The organism is Streptomyces bungoensis (assembly GCF_001514215.1).
Taxonomy (GTDB): Bacteria; Actinomycetota; Actinomycetes; order Streptomycetales; family Streptomycetaceae; genus Streptomyces; species Streptomyces bungoensis.
The window spans coordinates 176180-190345 of sequence record NZ_KQ948864.1; the positions used below are offsets into that span (position 1 = coordinate 176180).

At 75.9% G+C, this 14166-nt stretch carries 9 protein-coding genes; 7 read left to right on the plus strand and 2 right to left on the minus strand.

Annotated elements, in window-relative coordinates; all coding sequences use genetic code 11:
• Window positions 1–477 precede the first annotated feature (477 nt).
• The 3 genes from AQJ66_RS25415 to AQJ66_RS25425 all read left to right on the plus strand — a co-directional run bounded on the left by AQJ66_RS25415 (window position 478) and on the right by AQJ66_RS25425 (window position 8658).
• Window positions 478–3183: a LuxR C-terminal-related transcriptional regulator gene (locus AQJ66_RS25415; RefSeq protein WP_159052639.1), complete on the plus strand. Its 2706-nt coding sequence runs from the start codon at window positions 478–480 to the stop codon at window positions 3181–3183.
• Window positions 3180–5723 (plus strand): AAA family ATPase, encoded by a 2544-nt coding sequence (locus AQJ66_RS25420; RefSeq protein WP_061926623.1) that lies wholly within the window; start codon window positions 3180–3182, stop codon window positions 5721–5723. Before AQJ66_RS25415 ends, AQJ66_RS25420 begins: the two co-directional genes overlap by 4 nt.
• A gap of 67 nt (window positions 5724–5790) precedes the next feature.
• Window positions 5791–8658 (plus strand): AAA family ATPase, encoded by a 2868-nt coding sequence (locus AQJ66_RS25425; protein WP_061926624.1) that lies wholly within the window; start codon window positions 5791–5793, stop codon window positions 8656–8658.
• Window positions 8659–8737: 79 nt separating this feature from the next.
• Here the strand turns inward: AQJ66_RS25425 and AQJ66_RS25430 are convergent, their stop codons facing one another.
• Window positions 8738–8956 (minus strand): acyl-CoA carboxylase epsilon subunit, encoded by a 219-nt coding sequence (locus AQJ66_RS25430; protein ID WP_061926626.1) that lies wholly within the window; start codon window positions 8954–8956, stop codon window positions 8738–8740.
• A 59-nt stretch (window positions 8957–9015) separates the two neighbouring features.
• Entirely contained in the window at window positions 9016–9783 is a 768-nt protein-coding gene (locus tag AQJ66_RS25435; RefSeq protein ID WP_061926628.1) for a thioesterase II family protein, read from the minus strand.
• Window positions 9784–10073: 290 nt separating this feature from the next.
• Here AQJ66_RS25435 and AQJ66_RS39760 point away from each other — a divergent pair, with 290 nt between their 5' ends.
• The 4 genes from AQJ66_RS39760 to AQJ66_RS25455 all read left to right on the plus strand — a co-directional run bounded on the left by AQJ66_RS39760 (window position 10074) and on the right by AQJ66_RS25455 (window position 14065).
• Window positions 10074–10925 (plus strand): metallophosphoesterase family protein, encoded by an 852-nt coding sequence (locus AQJ66_RS39760; protein ID WP_061926631.1) that lies wholly within the window; start codon window positions 10074–10076, stop codon window positions 10923–10925.
• Entirely contained in the window at window positions 10922–11716 is a 795-nt protein-coding gene (locus tag AQJ66_RS25445) for a 4'-phosphopantetheinyl transferase family protein (protein WP_208611453.1), read from the plus strand. The genes AQJ66_RS39760 and AQJ66_RS25445 overlap by 4 nt, the downstream gene beginning before the upstream one ends.
• Before the next feature lie 116 nt (window positions 11717–11832).
• On the plus strand, window positions 11833–13323 hold the full coding sequence (locus AQJ66_RS25450) for an NDP-hexose 2,3-dehydratase family protein (protein WP_063804085.1): 1491 nt from the start codon (window positions 11833–11835) through the stop codon (window positions 13321–13323).
• Window positions 13307–14065 carry an NAD-dependent epimerase/dehydratase family protein gene (locus AQJ66_RS25455; RefSeq protein ID WP_061926633.1) on the plus strand — a complete coding sequence of 253 codons (759 nt, stop codon included), beginning with the start codon at window positions 13307–13309 and terminating at the stop codon, window positions 14063–14065. The genes AQJ66_RS25450 and AQJ66_RS25455 overlap by 17 nt, the downstream gene beginning before the upstream one ends.
• Window positions 14066–14166: the final 101 nt, after the last annotated feature.

Consider the following 14166-nt stretch of genomic DNA (forward strand, 5'->3'; position numbering starts at 1 on the left):
CATTCACACGTCCCCCTCATCCGGCGAGGGCGGCTTCGCGTCTCCGCGACGGCGCGCCCATAGGGGAACTAAGCATGCGAACCGGGTGTAAAAGTCACGAGAACAAGCACCTCAGCACCCCGTCGACGGCCCGGCGGCGCCCGAGCGGACTTTCGGGGGATGCACCGGCATTCACACGCGGAACACAACTGGCGGCTATAATCAGCCGTGTTGTGCGTGTGACCGACGCACAACCGACCCCAGGTGCCGGATTCCGCTCACAAAGCGACAAGTGCGCCTCCTCGCACGCCATCCCGGACGCCCGGCGGCGGCAATTCCCAGCCCCCCTCCCCCAGTCCGAGCCCATCAAGTGTCCGTCCCCACAGAACATTCGGTGGCACCGTGAATCTCGCTCCGGCTCAGTCGTGCCCCCGCCCGACCCCGGGCACGACACCGGCCCAACCGCTCGTGGGCACAACCTCCTTACTCTCGGACCTGTTGCGGAGCATCCCCGCGCCCGGTTCCGGACCGGCCCGGGCAACGGTGCTGACGGGGCCCGCCGGCATCGGCCGCACCGCGCTCCTGCGGGCCTTCTGCGCGGCAGCGGCGCCCCGGTCGTCGGTGCTGGAGACGGACCGCCTCGACGGAACCTGGCGCGTCGCGCCGGGCTCCGCACCGGCCGGCCCCTCCCCCGCGCGCCGGTCACCGCTGGGCACCGGCCCGGTCACCCGCCACCGGCTCCACGAGACCGTCGGGGAGCTCGGCCGCGAGCGGCCCGTCGTCCTGGCCATGGACGACGCGCACCTGGAACGGCCGCGTTCGCTCCACGCCCTGGACTACGTGCTGCGCAGGTCCGGCGGCCGGCCGGTACTGGCGGTCATCACCGTCCCCAGTCCGGCCACGGCCGAACCCGCCGCGCTGTCGCTGCTGCTCGCCCACCACCCCTGGCACGTGGAGCACCTGCAGCCCCTGACGGCCGGCGACGTCGCCGAGCTGCTGCGCCGGAGACTGGGCCGCCACCCCGACGCCGCCCTGCTCCGCCGCTGCCTGCACCACACCCGGGCGGTACCCGCGGCCGTGCACGCCTTCGCGGACCGGCAGGCCGCCCTGCGCGGCGCGGAGAACCGGCGGACGCCGGCGCGGCACCCGTCCCCGGCGCCCGGGCGGCTGCCGGGTTCCGCCACCGCGGTCCTCTCGGCGGTGGCCGTCCTGGGCTGCGCCGACGCGGACCTGGTCAGCGAACTCATCCGGGTCCCGCTGCCGGCCGTCCGCCGTGCGCTGGCCCACCTCGCCGAACACCACGCCCTCCCCCTGGGTGACGGCCGAGCACCGTCCGACGGCCTCCCCGACGGCGCGACCGGGGAGACCGCGGACGGCCACGGCGACGACCTCATACCCCTGTACGCGCGCGCCGCCCGGCTGCTGGAGGACGCCGGACGGCCACCGGGCCAGGTGGCCGACGTGCTCCTGCGGGTCCCGTACGCCGAGCCCTGGATGCTCCAGGCGCTCTACAGCGCCGCCCTCGACGCCAAGTCACCCGACCGCGCCGTACGGTACCTGTCCCATGCGCTCGACCTGGGTGCCGGGCAGGACGCCCCCATGGTGCGCAAGATCCGCGCCCGGCTGGCCCGCGCCCTCACGTCCACGGAACCCGCCGCCGCCCTGCCCCACTTGAGGGTGCTGCTCGGCACCAGCGCCGACGGACGTGAACTCGCCGACGCCGCGCTGCGGTACGCCGACGCCTTCATCGCGCTCGGCGACGGCGACGAGGCGGCCAGGCTGCTCGCGGAAGTACTGGACCGCGCGCCCGGCAGCGACGCCGTCACCGTCCCGGAGGACTGCCGGCCCGCGCTGGAGTCCGCCATGCTGCTCAGCGGATCCTTGCGGCAGGGCCGCACCAGCCGTCCCGGAGAGCGCTCCCCCGAGGACGCCGGACCCGGCGGCGCGTCCGCCGACCGCCGCCTGCGCCTCGCCGACGCGGCGCTGGCCGTGCTGAGCGGCCACCCCGCACCGTTGCCCGACGGAGCCGTCGTGACGACGGCCGGGGACCCCGGCACCCCGCTGGATGACCTGTCGCTGATCGCCTCCGCGGTCCTGGCGACCCTCGCCGACCGCACCTCCGAGGCGCTGCGCACCCTCGACCGGATCCTGGGCCGCCCGGACCACCGGGGACCCGGCCTGAGCCGCGCGATGGCCCTGACCGTCCGGGCGCTGCTGCGGTCGGGCACGGGTGATCTGCCGGCGGCCGAACTCGACGCCCGGCAGGCCGTGGAACGGGCGCGCCGCGGCGACCGCACCCCGGGCACGGTGTCCGCCGCGGTCGTCTTCGCCTACGTGCTCGCCCAGCGCGGCCGGGCCGCCGCGGCACAGGGAATGTTGTCCCAGGTCAACGGCACCGGGCTGGGGACGCTGAGCGACGTCCAGCCCATGTACTGGTGGTGCCAGCCCATGTACTGGTGGTCCCGGGCCGCCGTCCGGCGCTCGCACGGAGACCTGCCCGGCGCCCTGGTCGCCCTGCGCTGCAGCGGCCGGTCACTGGGCCCCGGGCGCGCCGAGTCCCCGGTGCTGCTGCCCTGGTGGCTGGAGGCGGCCGACCTGCTGACCGAGATGGGCCGCTTCGCTGAGGCCCGGCAGGTGGCGGCGCAGGCCGGTGAACTCGTCACCCGCTGGGACACCGCGCGCGGCGCCGGGCTCGCGGCCCTCGCCCGGGGGCTGGCCACGCCGGGCCCGGACGGACACCGGCTGCTCGACGAGGCCTGCGCCCATTTCGCCGCGTCCCCCGCGCGGCTGCTGCGGGCACGCGCCGAGTACGCGCTGGGCAGGGCGCTGCTCACCACGGGCGATCCCCGCTCGGCCCGGCCCCGGCTGCGGACCGCGCTCGACCTGATGACCGGATGCGGCGCCGGCTCCACCGCGGACGGCGTCCGGCGCCGCCTGGCCGAGGCGGGCGGGCGGCCCCACCGGCGCACCGGGCACCCCGGGAACGCCCTGACGGGACGGGAACGCCGGGTCGCGCTGATGGCGATGGCCGGCCGGTCCAACCGGGAGATAGCGGAAGCGCTCTACATCACCCGGCGCACCGTCGAACTGCACCTGACCCACACCTTCCAGAAGCTCGGGGTGAGCCGCCGGGAGGACCTCGCGGGGGTACTGCGGGGCTCGCCCGGTGACAGTGCCTGCCGGGCGGGGGGTGAGCCGCGATGAGTTCCGCCGCCCGCCCGCCGTCCGAGCCCAGCGGTCGCGCCCTGCGCGAGCGGGCCGCCCAGGACGAACTCGCGCCGCTGTACGGGCGGGAGACGGAACAGGCGGCGCTGCTGCACATGATGACCCGGCTCGCCGCCGGTCACGCCGGCGTGACGGTGATCCACGGCGTCCCGGGCAGCGGACGCAGCCGGCTGCTGCGGCGCGGCATGTCCTTCGCCCGGGCCGCCGGTGTCCAGGTGCTCACCGCGCTGGGCTCGGCCTCCTCCTCGCGCACCTCCTACGGGTTCGTGGAGCAGGCGCGTCCCCGGGCCACGGCGCACGGCGCCGGCCAGGACGCGGAGCGGTCCGCGGAGGCCCTCGTGGCGGGGTGGTGCCGCGGTCTGCTGTCGGCCGCCCACCGGCCGACGCTGCTCGCACTGGACGACGTGCAGTGGGCCGACCCCGAGTCGGTGCGCGTGATCTCGGGACTGCTGCGCCGGCTCGGCTCGGCACCACTGGGCGTCCTGCTGACCGTCACCAGCGCCCGCGGCGAGTTCCCCGACGCCTGCGCCTCGCTCGTCGACCAGGCGGCCTTCAGCCAGGACGGCCGGGGCGTGCTGCTGGAGCTGGGGCCGCTCGGCGCGCGGGAGGTGCGGGCGATGTCCGAGGCGACGGGCCTGCCGGCTCCCGCCGCACCCGACAGCCTCTGGTGGGAGCGGGCCGCGCAGCTCAGCCAGGGCAGTCCCCGGCTGCTGCGGCGGATCCTGGACGAGCTGCGCCGGGAACCGGGCACGATGTCCGCCGCCGCGCTGCGGACGGCGTTCGCCCGGCATGCCGACGACGCCCGGGCGGAACTGGCGGCCGAGTCGGCCGCGCCGCTGGCGGAGGGACCGCTCGCGCTGCTGCGCGGGCTGTGCGTCTGCCGGGGACTGGTGCCCGTGGACCGGGTGGCCGCGGTGGTGGGCCTCGACGAGGCCGAACTGCCGGGCGCGCTGCGGGCCCTACGGGTTCAGGGCCTGATCGACTTCGGTGATCCGCCGCGGCCGGCGCTGACGGACCGTACGACCGCCGTGCTGGCGGGCCTGCGGAGTGACGAGCGCAGGCGGCTGCACGCCGAGGCGGCCCGCTGGGCACACCGCTGCGACGCCGCCGAGGAGGACCTGGCGCCGCTGCTGCTGGACACCGTGCCGCTGGGAGACCCCTGGGTGCCCGCGGTCCTGCGGCACACCGCACGCCACCGGCTGGCGTGCGGCCGGCACGCCGAGGCGGCCGAGTACCTGGAGCGCGCGCTGCGCGAACCCCTGGTTCCCGTGGAGCGAGCCGAGGTGCTGCTGGAGGCCGCCGAGGCGTACGCGATGACCGCGCCGGAAGCGTCCGAACTGAGGATCGCCGAGCTGCTGTCCGGCGCGGAGCCCCGGCCCCGCCTGCGCGCGGCCACCGCCGACCTGGTCCTGGCCCGCGGCGAACCCCTGCCCGCGCCCGCGGACCTGGCCCTGTGGTGGGACGGCGGCGGACGCCGCGCGGAACCGCCGACGGCCGAGGACTCCGGACCGCGGGCCGTCTCCCCGCACGGCACCGTGGCCCCGGCTGCGCGGACCGGGGCGGCGGGGCACGTCCCGGCGGCCCCCGAGACGCCTCCGGCCGCGCTCGCCGTCGCGGCGTGGCAGAAGGCGATGCGCAGTGAAGACGCGTGCGCGGTGCGCGAGATGTGCCGTCAGGTGCTGCGGGCGCCGCTCGACGGTCCGCTGTTCCCCCGGTTCACCGCCTGCCGCGTGCTGTCCCTCGCGGACGCGCACGGCACGGCGCGCACCGCTCTGGACGTCACGCTCGCCGAAGCCGGGCAGCGCGGCAGCCCGGCCCTGGTGGCGTCGGGACTGCTGCTGCGCGCGCAGCTGAACCTGCGGGCCTGTGACGCGGAGACCGCCACCCACGACCTCGCCGCCTGCCGTTCGCTGGTGCCTCCGGCGGTGTGGGACCCGGCTCGGCTGGCCGCGCTGCGGGCGGCGCAGATCCGGGTGCTGCTCGCCCGGGAGTGCTACGAGGAGGCCGACCGGCTGGCCGCCGAGGAGCCGCCTCCAGGTGCCGAGGAGAGCACCGCCTGGATCGAGCTCCTGTACAGCCGTGCACAGGTCCTCCTCTGCCAGGGGCACCCGCGCCGGGCGCTGGCCGAGGCCGAGGAGTGCGGCCGGCGTCTGGCGGCGCGCGGGTGGCTCAACCCGGCGCTGCTGGCGTGGCGTTCGCTGGCGGCCCTGGCCCACCTGGGCTGCGGTGAGGAGGACCGGGCGGCCGCGCTGTTCGCCGAGGAACTGCGGCTCGCCGAGCACTGGGGCACCGACTCCGCACCGGCCTGGACCGAGCTGCGCCGGAGCCTGGGAACCCCGGCGCCCCAGGCGGCCAGGTTCACCGAGCGCGCGCTGCGCCGGCTCGGCCGGACGCCCGCGGCCCGGCGCCTCGCCCAGGCCCTCGTCGTCAAGGAGACGGCCGGACTGCACCGGCGCGCGCGGGCGGGCACCGCCTCACCGGCCTCGGCCCCCGCAGCGACGGACACACCCATGACCTGACCCCCGGCTCACGAAGCCACACACACTCACCCCCCATGCTCAACCACACCGCAAGGAGGCCGCTGGCATGCTGCTCGAGCGGCAGAACGAACTGAAGGTGGCGGCCGAGGCGCTCCGGCTCGCCGGACACGGCAGCGGATCCCTGATCGTGATCAGCGGGCCGCCCGGAATCGGCAAGTCGGCCCTGCTGAACGAGATCGGGGAACTGGCCGCGGGGCTGGCCACCGGGCCGGCGGCGGCGCCCCGTGCCCTGGTGATGCGGGCGTACGCCGCCCCGGCGGAACGCGACCTCCCGCTCGGGGTGACCCGCCAGCTGCTGGAGCCGGTGCTCACCTCCGGTTCGTTCGTCAGCCGGTGGTGCTCCGGTCCGGCACGACCCGCCCTCGCCTTCCTCCAGGGAGACCCGGAGTCGCCCCGGCAGCGCTCCGCGACGACCGTGCGCGCCCTGCTGTCGATGGTCGAGCACATGAGCCACGACCGGGTGCCGGTGCTGCTCGTCGACGACGTGCACTGTGCCGACGAGGAATCCCTGCAATGGCTGGACCGGTTGGTGAAGCAGGTGACGCAGCGCGGCATCCTGGTCGCGGTGACGGTGTGCGAGGGCGCACCCGCCGCGGAACCGCCCGGCGTCCTGCCGCTGGCCGCCGCCGAGCACACGCTCCTGCCGGCTCCGCTCGGCACGGCGGCGGTGGGCGACCTGATCTCGGAGCGTCTCGGCGTGACGGCGGACCCGGAGTTCACGGCGGGTTGCCACGAGGCCACCCGCGGCAACCCGCTGTACCTGGTGTCGCTGCTGCAGGAGTGCCAGACCCGGGGTGTCACCCCGGTGGCGGACGAGGCACCCGCGGTGGCGGCGCTGGTGCCGCCGGCGCTGCGCCGCCGGCTGCTGCTGTGCCTGCGGCAGCAACCGCCCTCCGTGCTCGCCGCGGCCCGGGCGCTGATGGTCCTCGGGGACGACGCCGACCCGCAGGTGGCGGGCGAACTGGCCGGACTGGACCCGGTGGACCTCGACGACAGCCTGTGGCGGCTGCGCCGGCTGGCGCTGGTCCCCCGGGAGGACGCCCTCCGGCTCGCGCACCGGGCGGTCCACGAGGTGGTCGACGAGAGCACGGCACCCGACGAACGCAACCGCCTGCACCTGCGGGCCGCCGCGCTGCTGCGCTATCGGGGCGGCGCCCCCGAGCGGGTCGCCGGTCATCTGCTGGCCTGTACCGCGCAGTTGGACGACGACGCGCTGGCCGTGCTCCGGCGTGCCGCCGAGGCAGCGGTGCGGCGCGGGGCGCCGGAGGCAGCGGCCCGGTATCTTCGGCGGGCCCTGCGGGACGTCCCGCCGCACAGCGCGGCCCGCGCCCGGCTGCTGGTGGAACTGGCCACCGTGGAGCGCAGCTTCGCCCCGTCGGTGGCCGTGCGGCACGTCGCGCAGGCCTTCCCGCTGCTGCCCGGCGCCCTGGCCCGCGCGGAGGCACTGGTGGCCCTCACCCCGGTGGCGCCGGGTGCCACGCTGCTGTCGCTGGCCGATCTGCTGCGCCGGACGGCGGAGGAGCTGGCGACCGCGGGCGCGCTCCCGGCCGCCCACCGCTCGCTGCAGCTGCGGCTGCGGGCCCGGCTGCACTACCTGTGCGAAAACGATCCGGCGGTGCTCGCGTCGGCCCCGGACTGCCTGGCCGGGCTGGGCGAGCGGCCGGAGACCGCGGGTGGGGACCAGCGGGAGCTGCTGGTGGCCCTGCTGCACGCGGCGACGGTCTCCGTCGGCATGTCCGCGGCACGGGTCGGGGAGCTCGCCCGCAGGGTGCTGGACCACGAACCGGCGTCGGCCGCCCACGTGCACACGATGCTGCCGCTGCTGGTGCCGGTCTCGGCCGCCGCGGACTCGGTTGCGGGGCTGATGCCCTGGCTGGACAAGGCGCTCGCGGACGCGGTGCGCCGCGGCGGACGGCTCGAGGAGTCGGTGGTCCTCGCCGAGCAGGCGCTGGTCCTGCTCGCCCAGGGCCGGCTGGCCGCCGCCCGGGAACGGGCCGTGCGGGCCTGCTCGGTGGTCGGGCCGGAGGAGGTGAGCATGCTGTCGGCGACGTCCCTCGTCATGGTGGCGCTGCGGGGGCGGGAGCCGCAGCTGGTCGGTTCGGTGCCGGACCGCTTCCGGGGACTGTACGAGAACTGCGAGCTGGCCGCTCTGCTGACCCTGGTCCGGGGCGTGGAGGCGGAGTCGCGGGACGAGCCGCGCACGGCGGTGGAGCACTACCTGGACGCCGGGTACGCGCTGGGGCGGGCCGGCTGGTGCAATCCGCTGGTGGCTCCGACGGCGTACTGGGCGGCGCGCGCGCTGCACCGGACGGGCGAGCACGAGCGGGCCGGACAGCTGAGCGAGCAGTACCTGGAGCAGGCCCGCCGCTGGGGTGCCCCGTCCGCCCTGGGCCGTGCGCTGGCGCTGCGGGCGGTGGTCGCGGGTCCGGCCGCAGCGCCGGCACTGCTCAGAGAGGCCGCCGGGGTCCTGGAGGGGTCGGCCGATCTGCACGCGCGCGCGACGGTGCTGCTGCGCCTCGCCGAAGCGGTGGCGCCGTGCCATGCCGCCGAGGCGGAGGCCGCCCTGCGCACCTCGTACGAGCTGGCCGTGGAGTGCGGGGCGGCGGCCGTCGCCGCCCGGGCGCAGGAGATGCTGGGGCCGGCGGGGCCCGCGGTCCCGGCGCGGGGGCAGCTGACGTCCGCGGAGCGGCTGGTGGCCCGGATGGCCGTGCAGGGCCTGACCAACCAGGCCATCGCCGACGCGCTCGGGGTCTCGCGCCGGGCGGTGGAGAAGCACCTGACGAGCTGTTACCGCAAGATGTCCACCTCGGGCCGGCCGGGTCTGGCGACCGCCCTGGAGAACGCGGGCCTGCTCGACCCCGCGGGCGGACACCCCGCGTCGGCCGAGGAGGTCCGCCCGCAGGGCGCGGCCTGACGCAGGGCGCGGCCCAGCCTCGCCGGACGGCCGGGGACCGGACGGCAGGGCGTCCCGGGACCGGCGGGCGGCCGCACGGTCACACCCCCTCCTGCCAGCTCAGTGGCGACCGGTAGCGGGGGAAGTGCTCCGGGCGGCTCCACCGGGCCGCGCGCCGGTCACGCCGGCCGGTGCCGGGCCCGGGGTCGCGCGTGGCGGCGGCGCGGGCCAGGAGCAGGGCGGTGAGTGCCGCGAGCTCCTCCTCGCCGGCCGTTCCCCGCTCGACGCGCACCAGTGCGATGTCGTGCGTCGTGCTCACGGTCGTCCTTCCTCCGTCCTTCCCCGTGCGGGTCTCGTCTCCGCAGCCGGTGCGCCGGTTCAGAGGCGCTGCGCGGGCCGGGCGGCGAAGTGCTCGCCGAGCAGCTTCAGCACCTCCGCCGCGCGGCTGTTCAGGTAGAAGTGGCCACCCGGCAGGACGTGCAGGTCGAACTCCGCCGTGGTGTGCTGCTGCCAGTCCCGGGCCTCGTCGACCGTCGTCTTCGGGTCGCTGTCGCCGACCAGCGCGGTGACCGGGCAGTCGACCGTGGCGCCCGGCTCGCACCGGTAGGTCTCCACGGCGCGGTAGTCGCCGCGCAGGGCGGGCAGGATCATCCGGATCAGTTCGTCGTCGCCCAGGAGCCGGTCGTCGGTGCCGCTCATCGCCCGGACCTCGGCGATGATGCCGTCGTCGGTGCGCCGGTGGACGTTGTCGTCACGGTGGCGGGAGGGCGCGCGGCGGCCGGACGCGAACAGGCGGACCGGGCCGCGTCCCTCGCGCTCGAAGCGCCGGGCCACCTCGAAGCCGACCAGGGCGCCCATGCTGTGCCCGAAGAAGGTCAGCGGGCGGTCGTCCCAGCCGCGCAGCGCGTGGTGCACCTGGTCGGCGAGGGTGCCGACGTCGTCGATCAGCGGCTCGTTGCGGCGGTCCTGGCGGCCCGGGTACTGCACGGCGACGACGTCGACGCGCGGGCTGAGGGCCGCGGAGACCGGGTGGTAGTAACTGGCCGAGCCACCCGCGTGGGGGAAGCAGACCAGGCGGTGCGCGGCCTCGGGGGCCGGGTGGAAGCGCCGGCACCACAGGCCGTCGTCGGCGGGGGAAACGCTCACGCTGCTCGTCCGTCCTCTGCTGGATGATCAGAACTCCGGGGGCACTGGCCCGCTCGTGCGGTCTGCCGCCACTATCCGCCACGAGGATGCGCCGGACCGCAGTGGCGGGCCGAAGACTGGGCGTTTCCCCCGTACTTGCGCCCGCGGGGCGGTGACGCGTTGTGCGGGCGCGCGGGCCGGTGGCATAAAGCTGATCGCCGGACACCCACCGACGCTCCGGACGTTGCACGAGGAGTTCCCATGCCCACCATCCCGGAGCCGCGGCCCGCGACCGGCGAGGCGGCACAGCGGTGAGCCGTGACCCGGGCGGCAGGCTCTTCGCGGTCAGCGACCTGCACGTCGCCTACGAGCAGAACCGCGCCGTGGTGCGCGAGCTGCGCCCGCCCCATCCCTCCGACTGGCTGATCGTCGCCGGTGACGTCGGCGAGCTGACCGCGGACGTCGAGTGGGCGCTGCGGCTGCTGGCCGAGCGGTTCGCGACCGTCGTGTGGGTGCCCGGCAACCACGAACTGTGGACGCACCCCGACGACCCGGTCCAGCTGCGGGGCACGGCCCGCTACCACGCTCTGGTCGAACTGTGCCGGTCGCTCGGCGTGCTCACCCCGGAGGACCCCTACGTGCGGTGGGCCGGCCCGGACGGGCCGGTGGTGATCGCGCCGCTGTTCCTCCTGTACGACTACTCGTTCCTGCCGCCGGGTGCCACCGGCGCCGCCGACGCGCTGGCCCGGGCCGAGGAGGCCGGGGTGGTGGCCACCGACGAGTTCCTGCTGCACAGCGACCCCCACCCGGACCGGGCGGCCTGGTGCCGGGCGCGGCTGGCGTACACCCGCGAGCGGCTGGACGGCTGTCCGCCGGACCTGCCGACCGTGCTGGTGAACCACTTCCCGCTGGTGCGCGAGCCCACCCGCGTCCTGCGGTACCCGGAGTTCGCGCTGTGGTGCGGGACCGCGGCCACCCACGACTGGCACCGCCGGTACCGGGCGGCCACCGTCGTCTACGGCCATCTGCACATCCCCCGGACCACCTGGCACGACGGGGTGCCGCACCGCGAGGTGTCGCTGGGCTACCCGCGCGAGTGGCAGGTCCGCGGGATGCCCGATCCGCTGCTGCGCGAGATCCTTCCCCGACGAGGTGCCCGATGACGTCGCTGATGCGCCGGCTCCTGCCGGACCGGGCCGCGGTGGCCGAGGTCCGGGGCGAGTTGACGGAGCCCCCGCTGTTCCCGGAGGAGGAGGCGCTGGTGGCGCGGTCGGTGGCCGGCCGACGGCGGGAGTTCGCGACCGGCCGGCGGTGCGCCCGGCTGGCGCTGGCCGCGCTGGGATTCGCGGCGGCGCCGCTGCCGTCCGGGCCGCGGGGCGAGCCGTGCTGGCCGCCGGGCGTCGTCGGGGCGATCTCCCACTGCGACGGCTACCGGGTGGCCGCCGCCGCCCGCGCCACGGACCTGGCCGCGCTCGGGGTCGACGCCGAGCCGGCCGCCCCGCTGCCGGACGGCATCCTGGAGGCGGTGTCGCTGCCCGAGGAGCGCGCCGCCCTGACCCGGCTCGGCGGCGCGGTGCCGGGCGTACCGTGGGACCGGCTGCTGTTCAGCGCGAAGGAGTCGGTGTACAAGGTCTGGTTCCCGCTCGCCCGCCGGCCCCTCGGATTCGACCAGGCCCGGCTGCGCTTCACCCCCGAGCCCGGTGCTGCGGGCTCGGTGCGGGGCTCTTTCTCGGCCCGGCTGCTGGTGCCGGTCCCGCCGGGTTTCGCGGAGACCGTCGGCGGCGCCGTGCTCAGGGGGCGGTGGCTGGTCGGGGAGGGAATGGTGCTGACCGCCCTGGCCCCGCCCGCGCGCCCCGCGGGCCCCGGAGCCGGCGCCCGGGCGGCCGCGGACCCGATCGTGGCCGGCGTGACCGAGAGTGCGACGCCTCCGGGTCCTCCCCCTTCGTTCCCCTAGGGCCGCTCGTGCGGATCGTGCCGGGCCCGCGGGGGTGCGGTCCGGTCCGGCGAAGGGCCCGGATCCCCCGTCCGCGGCGGGTGCCGCGGGCCGACATCGATTCGAAAGAGGCAGTGATGTCCCAGCTCAACGCGACCGGCCCCGGGTCCAGGACGGAGGCGCTCCTCACCGAACGGCTGGCGCGCTCGGCGACGGCCACCGGCGGCGAGGCGATGTCCGACGTCGAGTTCTTCGACTGGCTGGACGAGCGCCGCCCGCGGCACAGCCAGGAGGTGCGCCGCACCACCTTCGCGGAACTGTCCGGCTGGCGCTTCGCCCCGGACACCGGTGACCTGGAGCACCGCAGCGGGCGCTTCTTCGCGGTGCGGGGCCTGCGGGTGAGCACCGACTTCGGGCCGGTACCGCAGTGGAGCCAGCCGATCATCCGGCAGCCGGAGATCGGCATCCTCGGCATGGCGGTGCGCGAGATCGACGGCGTGCTGCACTGCCTGATGCAGGCGAAGGCCGAGCCGGGCAACGTCAACGGGGTGCAGCTGTCACCGACCGTGCAGGCGACCAAGAGCAACTACACGCGGGTGCACGGCGGTTCCTCGGTGCCGTACCTGGAGTGCTTCCGTGAGCCGCGGGAGCGGGGCCACCGGCTGCTGGCGGACGCGCTCCAGTCCGAGCAGGGCTCGTGGTTCTTCTGCAAACGCAATCGCAACATGATCGTCGAAGTGGGGCCCGAGGTGGAGGCGGGCGAGGACTTCTGCTGGCTGACGCTCCGTCAGGTCAACGCGCTGCTGCGGTACGAGAACCTGGTGAACATGGACGCCCGTACGGTGCTGTCCTGTCTGCCCGACTGGCAGCACGAGCAGGGAGCCGCCCCCGCCCTGCACTCCGACGTGGCGGTCCGCAACTGGATCACCGCGCAGCAGAGCGAGCGGGAGGTCACCGCGGACCTGGTGCCGCTGCGCGAGGTCGAGGGGCACGGCTGGCACCTGGGTGAGGACCGGATCTTCCACGAGCGCGGCCTGTACTTCAGCATCGTGCCCGTGGACGTCGTCTCCGACCGGCGCGAGGTGGCGTCCTGGTCGCAGCCGCTGCTCGAACCGCACGGCACCGGCCTGGTGGCGATGCTGGTGCGCCGCATCGACGGTGTGCCGCACTGCCTGGTGCACGCCCGGGTGGAGCCGGGATACCTGGACGTCATCGAGCTCGGCCCCACCGTGCAGTGCACCCCGGAGAACTACGCCCACCTGCCGGCGTCCGCCCGCCCCCGTTTCCTGGACCTGGTGCAGCGGGCCCGGCCGGAGCGGATCCTGTTCGACACCGTGCTGTCGGAGGAGGGCGGCCGGTTCCTGCACGCCCAGAACCGCTACCTGATCGTCGAGACCGACGACGAGGGTCCCGTCGACGTCCCGGACGACTACCTGTGGGTGACTCCCCGGCAGCTCGGTGAGCTGCTGAAGTACAGCCACTACCTGAACGTGCAGGCACGGACCCTGGTCGCCGCCCTGCGCGCGGTGCCGGGGGCCACCACCGGCCTGCCGTCAGCCGGCGACGCGCTCGCTGCGCACGGAGTCGTGTCCGTGGAGACGGGGGCCCGTCGTGCGGATCGTGGGTGACGGCTTCCTCGGCCGCAACCTGGCGGCCGCCTTCGGCGCGCGCTTCCCCGACGTGACGGCGCTGGCCTGCGGAGTCTCCAGCACCGCCGCCACCGCTCCCGCCGAGTACGACCGGGAGGCCCAGGCCCTGTACGACGCGCTGGACGACTGCGCACGCGACGGGCGGCGGCTGCTGTTCTTCTCCACGGCCTCCTTCGCGATGTACGGCTTCCGGGACGAGGAGGCCGCCGAGACGGATCCGGTACGGCCGCCCAACACCTACGGCCGGCACAAGCTGGCCCTGGAGAGCGTGGTGCGCTCCTCGGGCACCGAGTACCTGATCCTGCGCCTGAGCCATGTGGTGGGCGGACACCAGCGGCCGCACCAGTTGCTGCCCACCCTCGTCCGGAGCGTCGCCGCCCACGAGGTGACGGTCCATCAGGGCGCGCACAGGGATCTCCTGGACGTGCGCGACCTGCTGCACGCGGTCGGGCGGCTCCTGCAGGACGGCGTGAGCGGTGAGGTGCTGAACGTGGCCTCCGGCGTCCCGCAGCCGGTGGAGTCGATCGTGGCGGCCATCGAGCGGCGCCTGGGCACCAGGGCCCGGCACATCCGGCGGCCCGGCCCTCCCGCGGTCACCCGGGCCTCCCTGCGGCGGCTGCGCCGCTTCGTGCCCGACTTCCGGGCCACGCCGGAAGAGGCGTACCTGGAGACGCTGCTGGACGCCTACCTGCCGTACTACACGGGCCTGTCGCGGGCCTGACGGCACGTCGGGCGCGGCCACGGCTCCCGGCCGTGCGGTGCGCCTGCGAGAACCCCTAGACATTTGCCCCGGCGCCGGACCGGAGGAAGCTGCTCCGCCTA

Bases quoted from the DNA above. Each gene is read 5' to 3' on its own strand.
- AQJ66_RS25420 (WP_061926623.1), top strand. From the start codon at position 3,180: ATGAGTTCCGCCGCCCGCCCGCCGTCCGAGCCCAGCGGTCGCGCCCTG.
- AQJ66_RS25425 (WP_061926624.1), top strand. From the start codon at position 5,791: ATGCTGCTCGAGCGGCAGAACGAACTGAAGGTGGCGGCCGAGGCGCTC.
- AQJ66_RS25445 (WP_208611453.1), top strand. From the start codon at position 10,922: ATGACGTCGCTGATGCGCCGGCTCCTGCCGGACCGGGCCGCGGTGGCC.
- AQJ66_RS25450 (WP_063804085.1), top strand. From the start codon at position 11,833: ATGTCCCAGCTCAACGCGACCGGCCCCGGGTCCAGGACGGAGGCGCTC.